A 15,424-nucleotide genomic window follows, 5' to 3' on the forward strand; every position below is an offset into this window, starting at 1 on the left:
CCTCCTCACCGGTGCTCCTGTCCCGTTGATACCCCGTGGGCCCGGCGACCAACCGACAGCAGCAACCCGGCGGCGGTCAGCACCGCCCCGGCCGTGGCCGCGTACCCGGGCAGGCTCGTCGGAATGCCCAGGTAGACGGTGATACCGAGGATGCGGGACAGCCCCCACGGCAGCAACGCCATCTGGTCGTTCCACACCGTCAGCGCGCGTTCCAGGCCGACCCACACGACCAGCCCGGCCAGCACCGCCAGCGGCACCCCGGCGGCGGCGAGCGTCACCCCGACCGCGCGGCGGCGAGCCAGCCGGTAACGGTCGCGCAGCACCACGGCGGTCGCCACGAACAGCCAGCAGCACGCCGCCACCGCGACGGTCAGGTAGATCGCCCGGCGGGTCGGCGCGGTCCAGAACACGAACCAGTAGCCGCCCGGCCCGCGCGCGGCCAGCATCGCCAGCAGCAGCACGCTGCGCAGCAGCGCCACCCCGCCGAGCACCGCCCACAGATGGAACGGATCGCGGCGGCCCACGGCCAGGCGCGCGACGAGCGCGAACAGCGCCCACGCGCCGAGCGTGACAAGCAGGTGCGCGGGGGCGGCGAACCAGGTGAACACCAGCCGGCTCGCCACCAGCACCACGGCCGGCACCAGCCACACCAGCACCCGGTCCAGCCGGGACGCCGGCGTCGGCAGGTCCGCCAGCCGCCCCGGGCGCACCGCGCCGAGCAGCAACGCCCGCGCCGCCGCACCCCCCGGCCCGCGCCCGCTGTCCGGCCCGCCGTCGCGCTCGCCGCCGCGCTCGCCCCCGCTGTCGCCCCCGCGCCCGCCCCCGCGTCCGCGTAGGCCGAGCGCCACCACCGCGCCGACCAGGACCAGCAGCGCCCGCGCCGCCCAGGCCATCGCCGGGTCGCGGTCCGCGCGCTGTGCGCCGAGGTCGGCCGCGGTGAAGTGGTACGCCGGCAGGTCGACGTCCCCGGCGTAGCGCTGCCGGTGCCGGTCCCGCGCCTCCCGGTACGCGTCGGCCGCCGACCGCCACTGCGCGTACGCGGTGGCGGAACCGGTGTCCAGCCACTGCGCGTGCCGCAGCACCATGCTCCGGTAGGCGGCGAGCGTCCCGAACAGGTCCACCTGGTAGTCGAGCGTGTCGACGAAGCGCTGCCGCAGCTCGGCGTCCCGCCACGTGGCCGGGTCGGTGCCGGCGACCAGCGCGCGCATCCGCCGGGCGGTCGCGACCGCGTCGGCGCCCTCGGCGACCGCCGCGTCGACCCGGTCGCCGGTGACCGCGTAGATGCTGTCAAGCGCCGCCGAGTCCCCGGTCGGGATGTCCCACTCGAAGATCCACATCATCGGCGGCGGTTCCAGCCCGAGCGCCCGCACCGACGTGTCCGCGTACGGGCCGATGTAGAGGCCCGTGGTGACCGCCGTGCGGGACAACGCCATGGCCTGCCCGATCGCCGCCACGGTCGCCGGGTCGGCGGAGAACGTCCGGTACGCCCAGTCCGCCGTGATCCGCGCCGGGTCGGTGTCCGGATCCCAGGCCAGCCGGGCGACCGCGTACGTGTTCAGGTCGTAGAGCTGCCAGAAACCGGCGCGCAGGTAGAGCGACATCGGCCCGGCGCGCAGGGGACCGCCGTCCTGGGTCCAGTTCCACACGCCCTCGACGTGCGGGTTCGCGGCGAGGAACGCGCGCAGCGCGGCCCGGTGCAGCGGGCCGAGGTCGTTCGGGAGCGCGCCGAACCCCTCGAACTCGCGCCGGGCCTGGAACTCGACGATCCGCCGGTGCGCGCCGCCGAGCAGCGTGGTGTTGAGCGGCAGGTGGCTGTAGAAGTCGCCGAGCGTGTACTTGGTGGACACGATCAGGTGCGGATCGTCGAACCCGCCCAGCACCTCGGCGTACGAATCCGGGTTGGTGTGCAGGTCACCGACCGCGCCGACGCCCACCGTCCAGGTGCGGAAGATGACCTCCTTGCCGGCCGGTCCCGCCGTGTCGAGCAGCGCCCGCAGCATCGTGCGGACGCCCTCGGCGGTGGTGACCGCGAGCTTCGAGGTGTAGTCCCAGCCGTCGCCCGCGTACACCTCGCCGCCCTCACCGACGCGGACCATCAGGCCGGCGACGAACGGCATGCCGGCGAACAGCTCGGCCAGCCCGGCGCGGTAGACCGCCCAGAGCCGGGGGTCGGTGGTGTCGAGCCCGCCCACGGTCCGGTTCAGGTACGCCTCAAGCGGCGGCGACACCGCCAGCATGTCGGTGAGCAGGAAGACCTTCAGGCCCATCTGTTCGGCGTACCGGAAGACCGGCCCGAACGCCGCCACCATCGCGCGGGCCCGGTCCACGTGCGGGTCGCCGGCCGGATAGACCGCGTGCCCGTCGCCGACCTTCTCGAACGTGACGTACTCCAGGAAGCCGGGCACCACGACGCCGTTGTAGCCCTGCGCCGCCGCGTGGTCGACGAACTGCCGGAACTGCGCGTCGATCCGAGCCACCGCCGTGGCGTCCACCCATGGCGCCCGGGGCAGCAGCGCGGGCGTGACGATGTCGGTGTTGAGGCGGTAGTCGTCGCCGAACGCCTTCGGGTCCGCCTCGCGCCCCACCGAACCGGCGTCGGTCAGCCGCAGCCCCAGCCGGGGCGCGACCGGGCGGCCTGCCTCCGCCGCCGGCAGCACCTCGGCGCCCGAGCGGATCCGGTCGGCCAGCCGGTAGAGCCCGGCCACCACCCCCGCGAGGTCGCCGGTGACGCTCAGCTCCGTCCGGCGGGCGTCGATCCGGTACGTCTCCGGCGTGTCGCTGGCGCGCAGCTCCGCGCTCAGCGTGGTGACTGCCGACATGCTCGCGGCGGTCGCGTTCCGGCCGGTTTCGGTCGGAGCCGTGTTCGCGTTCGGACCGGCTCCGCTCGGGCCGGTTGTGCCGGTGCTGGTGCTCCGGCCGGTTCCGGCTGGATCGGTTGTGCCGGCGCGTGTATTTCGGGCTGGCGCGGGTGTTGCGGTCCGGGTGACCGTGGGGCGGGGGTGGCCCCGCGTGGCGAGCGCGTCGGCCACGGCTGCGGCGGCCTTGACCGTGCGAAGGTGGTCCGGCACGACGATGGAGGTCAGCGGCGGCACCGGGGCCGGCGTGCGTGGCGGCGCGGCGACGCCTGTCTCGCGTGGCACGTCGGCCGGAGTGTGGCTCAGCCCCAGCGCGTCGTCGACACCCCAGGCCACGCCCGCGCCAACCAGCAGCACCACCACGACGGCGGCGACCAGCCGGTACGGACGCCAAACCTGAGCCACGCTCGCATCCTAGTGCTGGCGGATCGGCTCTCCAGCACCCTGAAGAGGGCGTCCTCGCGCGCCGCATGCGACCGCAGAGATCTTGGAACGAAATGGCCCCTATAGGGGCCATTTCGTTCCAAGATCTCTGCGGGTTCCATGGTGCAGAACATCAATCTCGTCACGCGAGATGAAGTGGGTGGTCGAATCGGATTCGCTCAGGGACGTCAGTCGACACGACCGGCGCTGGTGGCCGCGACGAACCGGATCCACGCGGCCACGGTGGTCACGGCGGGCCATCCGCCGGTACGGACGAACAGGGAGTCGGCGCGTCGCGCCGCTGCACGTCGACCGCGTGGTCCTCACCGCGCCGGCGACGGCGCCCGCACGTCACGGACCATGCGAATCTCCCGTACGCCGCCCTCGACCCGGATCGTCCCGTCGGAGACAAAGCCGTGCTTGCGGTAGAACGCCTGCGCGCGGGGGTTGGGATCGGCGACCCACAGCGCCGCCGACTCCGCCGGGTCGATGACCGCCCGCAACAACGCTTGTCCCGCACCCGTGCCGTGCTCGGTCGCGTACACGTAGAGGACATGGAGCTGCCGTGTCCACGCCGCCACGGCGTCCGGCGGCGGACCCGACATCGCGATCCCGATCACGTCGCCGTCCCGTTCGGCCACCGCCGCGCGGTTCTCGCGATAGCGTTCGTCGGTCAGGGCAGCGGTCCAGAACCGCTCCCGAGCGGCCGGGAAACCGGGATCATCGAGCACCGCGTCCGGCATGAGCCCGCGATACGTCTCCTGCCAGCACCGAACATGCGTCTGCGCCATCTGAGCGACGTCCGCGACCCGGGCCGGGCGAACAGTCAGCGAGGAATCCACTCCGCGCGCCCCCCTCCTCCTCCGTGATCATGAGGTTAACGGCGATGTTGATCTCCGTTGATGCCGCCAACTTCATGATCGCCCACTCGGCTACCGGCGGGGCGGGTGAGGTTGGGCTGGTCTCCTCGTCGATCTTGGGCTTGTGGTGCAAGGAATGTCGGTTCGGGTTGGTATCGGAGGTGCCATAAGTCCAAGATCGACGTTGACGCGCGGGAGCGAGACGGAGTGGTGTGACCGGGTGCCTCAGATGTCCGCTGCGCGAATTTCGGGAGATGCCGCTATTCCAACATCGACGGAGGTGTGGTGGCGGGCGACGAAGTCGCGGCGGGACGCGATGTCGCTGCGCGGCAGGACGGTGAGGTCGTAGCCGTGCATGGTGTAGGCGGCAACCATCGCCTCGTAGGTGCGGACGGCTTCGGTGAAGTCCTGCTGTCGCTCGCTGTCCGTGGCGTAGATCTGCGGCCAGGGCGGTGCGATGAACACCCGCCGGTGGTAGCGGAACTTCTCGGCCGCTGCTGTCACGTGCTCGGGAACGGGTCGGCCGAGCAGGAGGTGGTAGCCGACCAGGTCCGGAATGCCCCGGTCGAAGAAGACGACCCCGGCGTGCCGGCCGGCCTGGCGGTAGGAGCGGATCTCCCAACTGAGCATGATCTCGGCGAACAGCCGTGAGTCCCGAGTGTGCAGCGCCTGACCACCGATCGACAACTGATCCTGGATGATCTGTCGGCCAGCTTCGTCGACGCAGGCGTGGCCGGCTTGCCGCAGGCTGTTGAGCAGCGTGGTCTTGCCCGCCCCGGGACCACCTGTGATCACCACGAACCTGCTGCTCATCTCGTCCTTCCTGCGTCGGATCGGTATGCCGGAGGATGTCGCGCAGGGTCTGAGTTGCCGGGGAGCAGCCGGACGACCCGGGCGCCGGCGGCCCGGCACCCGACTCGCCATCAGCGGATCAGGGCCGGTTGTCGAAGCGGCCGGTGCGGGTGGCCGCGACGAACCGGGTCCAACTCGTCGGGTCGAAGCTCAACGCCGGCCCCCGCCGATCCTTGGTGTCCCGCACCCCCACCGCGTCGGCGAAGCCGGCCACCTCGACGCAGTTGCCCTCGCCGCCGGACCGGGACGACTTGCGCCACACCCCGTCACGTCCCATGGGTCATCTCCTTCGCGATCTCCGTGATCAGCTCACGGGACTCGTCCGCTCAGGGCCGGTTGTCGAAGCGGCCGGTGCGGGTGGCCGCGACGAACCGGGTCCAGCTCGTCGGGTCGAAGCTCAACGCCGGCCCCCGCCGGTCCTTGGTGTCCCGTACCCCTACCGCGTCGGCGAAGCCGGCCACCTCGACGCAGTCCCCGTTGCCGCCGGACCGGGACGACTTGCGCCACACCCCGTCACGTTCCATCGGTCATCTCCTTCGCGATCTCCGTGATCAGCTCACGGGACTCATCCGCATCGAGGGTTCGCTCACCGAGCGAGCGCCACGCTTCCTCATAGGTCTGGATCTCGTACGGCTTGTCAAGGTAGACCGCGCCGCACGGCCCGTCCATGTAGATCGTGGTTGGCTCTGGCTCCCGCACATCGTCTGGGAAATCGAGCATGGTGAACGTGCCGGCCGACGCCCAACGATAGAGCCCGATGCTGAGCGGCAGCACCCGAACGCCGATGTTGTGTCGCTGGCTGGCCACTACCAGGGAATCGAGCTGCCTAACCATGGCAGTCCGGTCCCGCAGCGGTCGACGTAACACCGATTCGTTGAGAACCACGTCCAGGTAAGGGGCCCGGGGCACCGCGCGAGCCAGCAGTCGCTGACGGCGCAGCCGGACATCCACCTTCGCCTGCTGCTCGCCCTTGCTCAGATGAGGGTTGTCGGTGGCGATCACCTCGGTCATGTACTCGACTGTCTGCAAGAGCCCTGGGATCAGGTCGGATTCGTACTTTCGGATCTTGGTCGCCGCCGCTTCCAGGCCCACGTACAACTTGAACCAGTCTTCGACCGCCTCGCCGTAGCTGTGCCACCAGCCGTGGGCCTTGGTCTCCCGGGCCAGCGCCCGCATCGTCTCGATCGTCTCGCGGGACGCGCCGTAGACCCGGCACATCGCCTCGACGTCGTTCGGATGCATGGGGACCTGGCCCGTTTCGTAACGCCAGATCCGGGGCGTCGACCATTCCAACTGCTTGGCCGCCGCACTCACCGTGATGTGCGCGTCTTCGCGAATCTCCCTCAGATATCTGCCGAGTTGCCTACGCGGGACGGTGCTCCCCGAGTCGTCCACGTCATCTCCTCTGCTGCGGTCGCGTAAGACACCTCATCCCTTGGTCCGCATTCTGCGGCAAAACATTGTCCGACACCAGTAAGGAATCGACCATCGTGGGCATGACCGACGCGCGTCCGGAACGCCTTCTCCCACACCACGTTCGCGCTGCCGCCTTCGACACGCGCTGGCGTGGGCTGGATCCGGTGCAGGTCCGCGACCATCTCGACCGGGTGGCGGACGAACTCGAACGCCTGAACCGCGATCTGATCACCGCCCGGACCCAGAACGACCGTGTCCGCCAGGCTCTACGCCAATGGCAGTCCCGGCATCGCGCCTGCCGCCGCCGCGACCCGGACGTCCCGGACGGCACGTGATCATGCGAATTCCACATTCACAATTCCCATCTCGTCCGATCCGTATGGAGGCGCCCGCCGATGTCTGCCGAACGCACCGACGCCTGGCGGTTTTCGTGACCGACGAGACCTGTGAATTCTGGACCGCAGTGGAAAATCGTTGTCCGGGGCTGCTGCCGGAACGCGACGCGCCGCTGCTGCACGCCTCGCTGCGGCGGCTGCTCGACGGCGACGACGACCGCGCCGGGCGCGTGGCGTCGCTGCGGGCGCTCGGGTCCGCGTACCGAAGCTTCGGTCTTCGGCCCTGGCACGCGGCGGCGATCGGCGACGCCCTGCTGCCCGCGCCCGGCGTGCGCTGGTGGCGGGCCTGGCGGCTGATCGAGCGCACCGCCGCCCGTCTCGGCGACGGGCCGCCGTGGTGGCCGGTCGAGGTGATCGACCACGACCGGCCCGTCGACACCATCGCCATGCTGACGGTACGACCGCGGCGGCGGCTGCCCCACCGACCCGGCCAGGCCGTCCCGGTGCACACGCCGCGCCGGCCGGGACGGTGGCGGTGGCTGTCCCCGGCGAACGCGCCCCGCCCGGACGGCACGCTGGAGTTCCACGTCCGCGCCCTGACCGCCGGCTCCGTCTCCCGCAGCCTGGTCGAGGAGGTACGCCCCGGCGACGTGCTCCACCTCGGCGCGCCCGCCGACACCGGGCTGGAGTTGACCGAGGGCGACGGAGACCTGTTGCTCGTGGCCGGTGGCACCGGCCTCGCGCCCCTGCGCGCCCTCGTCGAACAGGTCGTCGACGCGCCGGGCGGCCGGCGGGTCACGCTGATCCTCGGGGCGCGGACGTTCGCCGACCTCTATGACGCGATCGCCCTCGACAAGCTTCAACAGGCGCACGACCGGTTGACGATCGTGCCCGCCTTGTCCGACGACCCCGAGGCCGGGCCGTCCGAGCGCGGCAGCGCCATCGGCCTGGCCGCCCGTCACCACCGGCCCGGCCAGCAGGTCCACGTGTGCGGCCCACCCGCCATGCTCGGGGCCGCCCGCCGCTGGCTCAGCGCTGCCGCCGTACCCGCCGGCGACCGGCGCCTGCCCACGATCGGCGAGCGGTGACGGCCGTCGGCGGCGAGCGGCGACGTCAGCGCGCGGCCGGGGCGCCGCACCTCATGAACCGGTGCAGCGCGTCGAGTGCCGCCGGGGCGAGCACGTCCGGATCCGCGGGGTCGGTCAGGTCGTGGCCCACGCCCGGCAGCACGACCCGGCCCGGCCCGCCTGTGTGCGCCCGCGCCAGCGCCGTCGCCAGTGGCGTGGTCGTGTCGCACGGGACCTGCGGGTCGATGGTTCCGCAGGTGAGAAGCGCCGGGGTTCGAGGGGGTAGCCGGCGTGCGACCGAGGCGGGGTCGACGGCGTCGATGGACTCCACGTAGCGCCGGCTGGGACCGCCGAGGCCCTGGAAGAGCGCGGCGAGCGCGGCCGGCATGGCGCTGGTGTCGATCGGGCGGTGCGCCCGCAGGTCGGCGACGGCCCGGTCGACGGCGCGCCCGATCGCGCGTTGCTCCTCCGGGCTCATCTGGCCCGCCGCGACGGCGGCGGCGAGCTGCTCGTGCAGTTGTCGGGCGAGCACGTCGAGGAACCGTTCCGCCAGGGGTTGCAGCAGCCCGACCCCGGCCGTACGGGGTTCGGCGGCGACCGCGACCATCAGCGCCGTCAGCGCGCCCTCGCTGTGCCCGATCAGGCGTACCGCTCGCCGGTCGACCTCGGGTTGGCGGGCGAGCAGCCGGTACGCGGCGTCGGCCTGGCGGACGAATGCGGGATAGTCGATCGTCTCCGGCTTGTCGGCGTACGCGCCCAGCCCGGTCCGGCCCGAGCCGTACTTGTCGAAGCGAAGGCTGGCGACCCCGTCGCGCGCCAGCGCGTCGGCGAGCTTGGCCAGGGTGTGCGGGGTGAGCGCGGGCGGCTGGTCGCCGTTGCGGTCGGTGGGACCGCTGCCGGGCAGCAACAGCACCGCCGGCATCCGCTGCCCCCGCCGATGGGCGGGGAGGTGCAGGGTGCCGTACGTGACGGTCCCGTCCACGGTGAACGTGACCTCGCGGTCCGTGGCCGGCGTGAGCGGCCTGGCCTGCGCGGCGCCGGCGGGAAGCACCCCGGCGGCGATGCTCCCGACCAGGACGGCGCCGATGGCGGCCCGCCGGGCGAGCGGGATCATCGCGCCACCGCCTGCTCGATGAGGGCGACCGTGGCGGCCGGGTCGGCGACCTCCACGACCAGGCGGGCGTAGCGCTCGTCCGCGAGTTCGATGACGACGGCGCGGGCGCCGTCACGGATGTTCCAGAAGACGCGCTCACCGTCCTGGTGGAAGGTGCCAGCCGTGATCACTCCGGGCAGGTGGGTGCCCGGTGCCCGTACCCCCTTGGGGTCGGCGGCGATGCCCGGGTCGGCGGTGGCGCCGCGGACGTTTGCCAACGGGATCACCAGGCGGCTCTTGAGCGACCACAACCGGTCCATCCCTTCGATCTCCACGACGACATCGTCGCCGTCGATGCGGACACTGGCCATGACAACGGTCCTTTCGCAAGTCCCGGCGACACCGGCCGCGGGGCGTGGTGGCGCACCGGCGCGGGCAGCGTCGGGCGGGGAGAGGGTTCGGTTACGAGGGATCGGCCGGTGCTGCCGCGGCGCGGGCCCGCAGTCGCTCACCCAGCAGCGCGTCCACCCCGTTCGCGCGTGGGCGGTCAGCCGCCGGCACCCGTGGCAGGGCCTGTTCCAGAGCCTGCCACGCCTTGGCCACCAGAGCGGCCACCTCGACGTCGCTGGGCGCGCGCTCTACCGCGGCCAGCAACAGCAGATCGAGGGTGTGGTCGTCGGCGACGCCCGTGCCGGCGGCGAGTTGCTCGGTCAGCGCCGGCAGCCGGTGCGCGATGTGCCATCGCAGGGCGGCGAGATAGAGCCCCCGCTTGCTGCCGAAAGTCTTGTACAGACTGTTGCGGTGCACCCCCAGTTGCTGGACGAGATCGTCGACCGACACCCCGTCGTAGGCCCGGCCGGCGAACAACTCGGCCGCCGCCGCCGTCACGACTTCCTCGTCGAAACCCCTCGGGCGACCCATGCCGAGAACATTAACCGTTTAGGAACGAACAGTCAAGAACGATCGTTCCTCATCCGTGTGGGACTCATCAGAGTCGAGCGCCCGTTCACCGAGCGAGCGCCGCGCGTCCGCGTAGGTCTGGATCTCGTACGGCTTGTCAAGGTAGACGGCACCGCAGGGGCGCGGCCCGGTCAGTCGTGGCGGTGACGCACAATGTGGTCGATGTGGCGGAGCGTGTCCTCGCGGTCGTCCGCCCTGATCGAGTCCCAGAGGTCCGCCAACCAGTAGAGCGAGCCCGACAGCATCCAGGCCCACCCGCGTACCCAGGTCGCCTCGTCGAACCCGAGCGCCTCCCGGTAGACGGTCCGCGCGCGGGCGTCGAACAGACTCCAGCCCGGCCGCACCTCGACCGCGGGATCGCCGCGGCCGAGACCGCCGAAGTCGATCACTCCGGTGAGTCTGCCCCGATCGACCAGCAGATTGCCTGCCAGGAGATCGCCGTGCAGCCACACCGGCGGTTCGGACCACTCGTCCGCCGCCATCGCCTCGTCCCACGCCGCGGTCACGGCCCGCCCGTCGATCCGGTCGCCCAGCGCCGCGATCGAGCGGCGGGTCAGCTCGTCCCGTCGCACCAGCGGCACGCCGCGTTGGATCCCCTCCTTGACCGGGCCGCCCATCGGATCGATCGCGATCATCGCGTGCACGAAGCCGGCGAGGTCGACGGCGAGGTCGGAGAGATCCCGCCCGACCTCCGGATTGTGCCCGTCCAGCCACGGGACGACCGTCCACGGCCACGGGTAGTCCCCGCCCGGCTGCCCGACCGCGATCGGCACCGGCACCGGCACCGGTAGGTGTGGCGCCAGCCGCGGCAGCCAGGTCGCGTCGGTCGTCACCTGGTCGACCGCCCACCGCGCCCGCGGCAGCCGCGCCGTGAGAAAGTCACCGAGCCGGAACAGCGCGTTATCGGTGCCGTTGAGCGGCTGCGCCACGACCGGCAGGTCCGACCACTCGGGGAACTGCTCGTCGATCAGGGCGCGCACCTGCTGGACCGTGACGACAATTTCTCCAGGGCGCATCGCGGGACCGTAGAACCCGCTCGATGTCCCGTCAATCGAGTTCGGGTCGCGGCACGCTGCGGGACGCCGCCGCGGGCCGACCCGCGCCCACCTGCCCGCTGCCGGGGCGTCGCCCCATCGTCCCCCGTGCACGACGCGGCGACGCCCCGGCGGCGGTGGCTCAGCGGCCCCCGTCGAGGAAGGCGAGCGTGACGGCGGCGAACAGCGGCGAGTCGTGGAGGTCGTAGTGGCTCAGGCCGGGCAGGATCGCCAGCGCGTGCCCGCCCGCCGGGCGGCCCTCGCCGGTCCAGCCGGCGTCCCGCAGTCCACCGTCGAGCAGCGTGAACACCTCGACGTAGTGGCTCGGCGGGGCCATGTCGGCGTCCGCGGCGACCACGAGCGTCGGCACCCGCAGGGCGCGCACCTGCTCGGTGACGTCGAAGTCCACCCGCATCGCCGCGCCGATCTTGTCGAGCAGCCCGGGGAAGTCCTCCGGGCGTGGCGCCACCCGCTGGTACAACTCGTACATCGGGGTCTCCTTGAGGAACTCCGCCGCTGCGGCGTTCATCTGGCCCTGCTGCGCGAGCAGCTCCGGGTAGACCGCGTCGCGCCGGATGTGCGCCGACGCGGAGACCAGCCGGCCCACCTTCTCCGGGTGCCGGAACGCCACGTGCATCGCCACGCCGCCGCCGAGGGAGAAGCCGACCAGGTCCGGCCGGTCCAGGCCGAGGTGGTCGATGAGCGCGGCGATGTCGTCGGCCATCAGCGCCATGTCGAGCGGCCGGTCGATGTCGGCGGTGCGGCCGTGCCCCTGGAGGTCCACCAGGATCACCTGGTGCCCTGCGGCAAGCGCGGGCAGGATCGGCGTGAACATCTCGCCCGAGCCGAGCCCGCCGTGCAGCAGGATCATCGGCCGGCCGGACCCGTGCGACTCGACGTAGAGGCGGAGGCCGTTGACGTCGGCGTACCGCCCGGGGGCGCTCGTCTCGATGGTGGCCATCGGATGCTCCTTCGCATGTTCCGTGCTGACGACTGGTGGACCGGACCCGCCCGGCGAACTCATCGGTGCGCGCCACCCGACTTCGGGTGCTCGCGTTCGCGCAGCATGTGGGCTAGTTTCGAACAGGTGAGCGAGGTGGCGAGCGTCCCCGTGGAGACGCAACTCGAGGCGTACCGGTCGGAACTGACCGGCTACTGCTACCGGATGCTGGGGTCGGCCTTCGAGGCCGAGGACGCGGTGCAGGACACCTTCGTCCGGGCCTGGCGCAACTTCGACCGGTTCGAGGGGCGGTCCGCGCTGCGGACCTGGCTCTACCGGATCGCGACGAACGTCTGCCTGAACATGGCCGCCAGCGCGCAGCGCCGGGTCCGGCCGATGGACCTCGGCCCGGCCGGCAGCGGCACCGCCACCCACCCCGGCGAGCCCCGGCCGGAGCAGATCTGGCTCGGCCCGATGCCGGACGACCGGGTGCTGCCCTCGGCCGGCGACCCGGCCGAGGTGATCGCCGGGCGGGAGTCCGTCCGGCTGGCGTTCGTCGCGGCGTTGCAGCACCTCCCACCGAAGCAGCGGGCCGTGCTCATCCTGCGCGAGGTGCTGGCCTGGTCGGCGCAGGAGGTCGCGGACCTGCTCGACACCTCCGTGCCGAGCGTCAACAGCGCGCTGCAACGCGCCCGGGCCACGCTCGCGTCCGCCGACACCGCCGCCGACGTGCGCCGGCCACTCGACGAGGAGCAGCAGGCGCTGTTGACCCGCTACGTGCGGGCATTCGAGGCGTACGACCTGACGGCGCTCACCGAGCTGCTGCACGAGGACGCGACGCTGTCGATGCCGCCGGTGCCGCTGTGGCTGCGCGGGCCCGACCACATCACGGCCTGGATGACCGGCACGGGCAACGGTTGCCGTGGCTCGCGCCTGGTGCCGGTGGCCGCCAACGGCATGCCGGCGTTCGGGCAGTACCGGCGCGACCCCGACTCAGGGCACGTGCCCTGGTCGCTGATCGTGATCGGGCTCTCCGGCGGGCGGATCACCTCGCTCAACCACTTCCTCGACACCGACCGCCTCTTCCCGCTCTTCGGTCTGCCGGCCCGGCTCGAAGAGGGCGTCGGCCAGCCCGAGCAGGTCGGCCAGGTCGCGTAGGCCGACGCCCGCGCCGCGGACCTCCAACCGCCACCCGAACCGCCGGGCGGTCAGCCGGAGCCGGGCCAGCACCTCGACCGTCACCACGTCGGGCCGGGTCACCGCGGACACGTCGCAGACCACCACACCCCGCTCGCGACCGCGTACCGTCTCGGCCAGCTCGGCGCAGCGGACCGCGATCTCCGCGCGGGTCGGCGTCCGATCGGCCAGCCGCAGCACGAGTGTGGTCACCCGGATCAGACCGCCGTACGGCCCGAATCTCATCGCTCGTGGAAAGGCGAGGACCATGACCGCGTACGCCCGGATCGGGTTGCCACGATGGAGCCGGCACGGCGATCCGGTGGCCCTGCGTGCGGAGATCGCCGCCTGGGCGACCTCGCCCGCGATGCGCGACCTGGTCGAGTGCTTCGAGGAGAGATGGCCGACCGGGGATGTGCTCCGTGGGGATGTGCTCCGCGGGCTGGGGGAGATCTCGGCCCGGCACTGGGACTTCCGCCGTGGCGGCGAACGCGCCACCGCCCTGCGGCGGGACTTCACCGCGGACGTGACCGAGCGGGTGCGTGCGGCGGTCACCGCGCTCGGCCTGCGGCACCGCGGCGTGCCGAGCCAGGACCGGTACGAGCACGTCCTGATCCACGGTGGCCTGCTCCGCAGCTGCCTGATCCGGGCCCGGCACGCGGCGGCGCTGCTCGGCGGCCGGGTCACCGGCGGCACGCTGTGCGGCCTGGGCAGCCTCCGTCCCACCTCGACGCAGGAGCAGACCCTGGCGGGGGACCTAGGCGTCGACGCCTGCCCCACCGAGTTCGACGCCATGGACGTCGCGGTCCGGGCTGCATTCCCCGGTTACCGCCCGCGGGGCGACGTCGGTGCGTCAACCCTGACCCGCGACTACGACGCTCCCGACGGCCGGCGGTTGAGCGTCCTGGCCGCGCCGTCGTCCGACCCGAACCGGCGAGCCAACACCGCCGACACGTGTGCATACTGGGCCGACTCCCGGGCCCGGCCGCAGCCGGGGGAACGCATCCTCCTGATCACCACCGAGCACTTCGTACCGTTCCAGCAGGCGGATGCCATCCGGACGCTCGGCATTCCGTACGGCTGCGCGGTGGAGACGGTGGGTGTCGACCCGGCGGCGGTGCCGGACGCGCGCCTGCGGCAGTCGCTGACCACGGCCGAGTATCTCCAGGAGACCCGGTCGGCCATCCGGTCGATGCGGACGCTGTGGGACGCGGTGCCGGCGTGACCTCGGCCCGCAATTTGCTCAGGTCATCTTGTCGGATGCCGTTACATCGACGTTAACTGCTATACCAATCATCGGTGGGCGGCTATATGATCCCCGGTAGCTCGCCTCGTAGCCTCACGAAACAGCAGCTCCAGCACGCCTCAGGCCGCGCTCCGCACCGCGTGCTCCGCGTAGGTGGGCGGCCCGATCCGCCGCGTCAGCAATGGCGCGGGCAATTGCCGGGCGCTGCGCCAGCCTGCCGGAAAGGTGGGAACGGATGACAGCGATCCCGTCCTTGGTCATCGGCATTGCGACCTCGGCGACCGAGCGCCGGCAGCTCGCCCAACTGCTCGGCGGCACCGAGACGTTCCTGATCGTCTCCAGCGCGCACCAGGCCCGCCGCTTCCTCGACCTGGTCCGCCGTCCGCCGGCGCCCCCAGTGCACCCAGTGCCCCCAGTGCCCCCAGTGCCCCCGGTGCCGCCGGTGCCCGTGGTGCCCCCGGTGCCCGCGGTGCCCGCAACCTTGACCGACGTCGACGCTGTCGCGCCGGCCGGTGCTGTTCTGCCGGTGGATGTTGGCTCGTCGGTGGATGCCGGCTCGTCGGTAGAGGTTGGCTCGTCGGTAGAGGTTGGCTCGTCGGTAGAGGTTGGCTTGCCGGTCGCCGCCACTGCCGCGTCCGTCGACGCCCTGGGCGCGCGTTCCGGTGTGCGGGGCCCGGCTGCCGACGCCGACGCGCCGGTCGAGTTTCCGGGGCTGGAGTTGGCCGTCGACTCCGACCGGCGAGTGTTGCGCTGGCGGGAGCGGGAGATCGGGTTGACGCCGCTGGAGCACGACCTGCTGGTCTGCCTCGTCGGCACTCCGGGCCGGGTGTGGACGTACGCGCGACTGCACCGCGCGGTCTGGGGCAACGATCATCTCGGACGGGGCTCCGACATGCACTCGGTGGTCCGCCGTATCCGGCACAAGCTGGGCCGCTTGGACGCCGCCGCCACGATCCACGCCGTCCGAGGCGTCGGCTTCCGCCTGACCCCCGCCTAACCTGTGTCCTGCCCCGCGTTGGTGTCCTGCCCCGCGCTGCACCTCTCCCCGGCGTGATGAAGGAGTTTGGGTAGCCGAATTCGCTCCCGCGCGACGCAAACTCCTTGATCAACGAAGAGAACCGGGCGGGAAGGTGGGCGACCCGCCCGCGCCGTCGATCATGAAGTTAA

At 72.1% G+C, this 15,424-nt stretch carries 16 protein-coding genes; 5 read left to right on the forward strand and 11 right to left on the reverse strand.

Going from position 1 to position 15,424, the window contains the following annotated elements:
- Window positions 1-5 precede the first annotated feature (5 nt).
- From O7613_RS04755 to O7613_RS04780, 6 genes are all read right to left on the reverse strand, one after another.
- Window positions 6-3,260 (reverse strand): hypothetical protein, encoded by a 3,255-nt coding sequence (locus O7613_RS04755; RefSeq protein ID WP_282292349.1) that lies wholly within the window; start codon window positions 3,258-3,260, stop codon window positions 6-8.
- 341 nt (window positions 3,261-3,601) lie between these two features.
- Complete coding sequence (locus O7613_RS04760; RefSeq protein ID WP_282292351.1) at window positions 3,602-4,069, reverse strand: GNAT family N-acetyltransferase; 468 nt, start codon at window positions 4,067-4,069, stop codon at window positions 3,602-3,604.
- Between the two features lie 294 nt (window positions 4,070-4,363).
- Entirely contained in the window at window positions 4,364-4,951 is a 588-nt protein-coding gene (locus tag O7613_RS04765; protein WP_282292353.1) for an AAA family ATPase, read from the reverse strand.
- A 118-nt stretch (window positions 4,952-5,069) separates the two neighbouring features.
- Window positions 5,070-5,252: a DUF397 domain-containing protein gene (locus O7613_RS04770; protein WP_281590395.1), complete on the reverse strand. Its 183-nt coding sequence runs from the start codon at window positions 5,250-5,252 to the stop codon at window positions 5,070-5,072.
- Between the two features lie 64 nt (window positions 5,253-5,316).
- The gene (locus tag O7613_RS04775; RefSeq protein WP_282294481.1) at window positions 5,317-5,499 is read right to left on the reverse strand and encodes a DUF397 domain-containing protein; all 183 of its coding nucleotides are present in this window, start codon (window positions 5,497-5,499) and stop codon (window positions 5,317-5,319) included.
- Between the two features lie 4 nt (window positions 5,500-5,503).
- Window positions 5,504-6,385, reverse strand: coding sequence for a helix-turn-helix transcriptional regulator (locus tag O7613_RS04780; RefSeq protein ID WP_282292355.1), 882 nt, complete (start codon window positions 6,383-6,385; stop codon window positions 5,504-5,506).
- 101 nt (window positions 6,386-6,486) lie between these two features.
- Here O7613_RS04780 and O7613_RS04785 point away from each other — a divergent pair, with 101 nt between their 5' ends.
- Together O7613_RS04785 and O7613_RS04790 are read left to right on the forward strand one after the other, a co-directional pair.
- The gene (locus O7613_RS04785) at window positions 6,487-6,741 is read left to right on the forward strand and encodes a DivIVA domain-containing protein (RefSeq protein ID WP_282292357.1); all 255 of its coding nucleotides are present in this window, start codon (window positions 6,487-6,489) and stop codon (window positions 6,739-6,741) included.
- A gap of 95 nt (window positions 6,742-6,836) precedes the next feature.
- Window positions 6,837-7,829 carry an FAD-binding oxidoreductase gene (locus tag O7613_RS04790; RefSeq protein WP_282292358.1) on the forward strand — a complete coding sequence of 331 codons (993 nt, stop codon included), beginning with the start codon at window positions 6,837-6,839 and terminating at the stop codon, window positions 7,827-7,829.
- Window positions 7,830-7,854: 25 nt separating this feature from the next.
- Here O7613_RS04790 and O7613_RS04795 read toward each other — a convergent pair whose 3' ends face one another.
- The 5 genes from O7613_RS04795 to O7613_RS04815 form a co-directional block, all read right to left on the reverse strand.
- On the reverse strand, window positions 7,855-8,922 hold the full coding sequence (locus O7613_RS04795; RefSeq protein WP_282292359.1) for an alpha/beta fold hydrolase: 1,068 nt from the start codon (window positions 8,920-8,922) through the stop codon (window positions 7,855-7,857).
- Entirely contained in the window at window positions 8,919-9,272 is a 354-nt protein-coding gene (locus O7613_RS04800; protein ID WP_282292361.1) for a hypothetical protein, read from the reverse strand. The genes O7613_RS04795 and O7613_RS04800 overlap by 4 nt, the downstream gene beginning before the upstream one ends.
- 91 nt (window positions 9,273-9,363) lie before the next feature.
- Window positions 9,364-9,822, reverse strand: a complete 459-nt coding sequence (locus tag O7613_RS04805) for a helix-turn-helix domain-containing protein (protein WP_282292363.1) — start codon at window positions 9,820-9,822, stop codon at window positions 9,364-9,366.
- A gap of 170 nt (window positions 9,823-9,992) precedes the next feature.
- On the reverse strand, window positions 9,993-10,877 hold the full coding sequence (locus O7613_RS04810; protein ID WP_281584005.1) for an aminoglycoside phosphotransferase family protein: 885 nt from the start codon (window positions 10,875-10,877) through the stop codon (window positions 9,993-9,995).
- 160 nt (window positions 10,878-11,037) lie between these two features.
- Window positions 11,038-11,856: an alpha/beta fold hydrolase gene (locus tag O7613_RS04815; protein ID WP_282292366.1), complete on the reverse strand. Its 819-nt coding sequence runs from the start codon at window positions 11,854-11,856 to the stop codon at window positions 11,038-11,040.
- A gap of 105 nt (window positions 11,857-11,961) precedes the next feature.
- Here O7613_RS04815 and O7613_RS04820 point away from each other — a divergent pair, with 105 nt between their 5' ends.
- The 3 genes from O7613_RS04820 to O7613_RS04830 all read left to right on the forward strand — a co-directional run bounded on the left by O7613_RS04820 (window position 11,962) and on the right by O7613_RS04830 (window position 15,254).
- Entirely contained in the window at window positions 11,962-12,993 is a 1,032-nt protein-coding gene (locus tag O7613_RS04820; protein ID WP_281584003.1) for a sigma-70 family RNA polymerase sigma factor, read from the forward strand.
- Window positions 12,994-13,279: 286 nt separating this feature from the next.
- A complete protein-coding gene (locus O7613_RS04825) occupies window positions 13,280-14,236 on the forward strand; it encodes a hypothetical protein (RefSeq protein WP_282292368.1) in 957 nt (318 codons plus the stop codon).
- Window positions 14,237-14,492: 256 nt separating this feature from the next.
- Window positions 14,493-15,254 carry a winged helix-turn-helix domain-containing protein gene (locus O7613_RS04830; RefSeq protein WP_282292370.1) on the forward strand — a complete coding sequence of 254 codons (762 nt, stop codon included), beginning with the start codon at window positions 14,493-14,495 and terminating at the stop codon, window positions 15,252-15,254.
- The last annotated feature ends 170 nt before the right edge of the window (window positions 15,255-15,424 follow it).

This window comes from Micromonospora sp. WMMD975, from assembly GCF_029581215.1.
GTDB lineage: Bacteria > Actinomycetota > Actinomycetes > Mycobacteriales > Micromonosporaceae > Micromonospora.

Excerpts from the sequence above, each read along its gene's own strand:
- O7613_RS04760 (WP_282292351.1), bottom strand. The coding sequence starts at position 4,069 with ATGGCGCAGACGCATGTTCGGTGCTGGCAGGAGACGTATCGCGGGCTC.
- O7613_RS04765 (WP_282292353.1), bottom strand. The coding sequence starts at position 4,951 with ATGAGCAGCAGGTTCGTGGTGATCACAGGTGGTCCCGGGGCGGGCAAG.
- O7613_RS04785 (WP_282292357.1), top strand. The coding sequence starts at position 6,487 with ATGACCGACGCGCGTCCGGAACGCCTTCTCCCACACCACGTTCGCGCT.
- O7613_RS04795 (WP_282292359.1), bottom strand. The coding sequence starts at position 8,922 with ATGATCCCGCTCGCCCGGCGGGCCGCCATCGGCGCCGTCCTGGTCGGG.
- O7613_RS04800 (WP_282292361.1), bottom strand. The coding sequence starts at position 9,272 with ATGGCCAGTGTCCGCATCGACGGCGACGATGTCGTCGTGGAGATCGAA.
- O7613_RS04805 (WP_282292363.1), bottom strand. The coding sequence starts at position 9,822 with ATGGGTCGCCCGAGGGGTTTCGACGAGGAAGTCGTGACGGCGGCGGCG.
- O7613_RS04810 (WP_281584005.1), bottom strand. The coding sequence starts at position 10,877 with ATGCGCCCTGGAGAAATTGTCGTCACGGTCCAGCAGGTGCGCGCCCTG.
- O7613_RS04815 (WP_282292366.1), bottom strand. The coding sequence starts at position 11,856 with ATGGCCACCATCGAGACGAGCGCCCCCGGGCGGTACGCCGACGTCAAC.
- O7613_RS04820 (WP_281584003.1), top strand. The coding sequence starts at position 11,962 with ATGTGGGCTAGTTTCGAACAGGTGAGCGAGGTGGCGAGCGTCCCCGTG.
- O7613_RS04825 (WP_282292368.1), top strand. The coding sequence starts at position 13,280 with ATGACCGCGTACGCCCGGATCGGGTTGCCACGATGGAGCCGGCACGGC.
- O7613_RS04830 (WP_282292370.1), top strand. The coding sequence starts at position 14,493 with ATGACAGCGATCCCGTCCTTGGTCATCGGCATTGCGACCTCGGCGACC.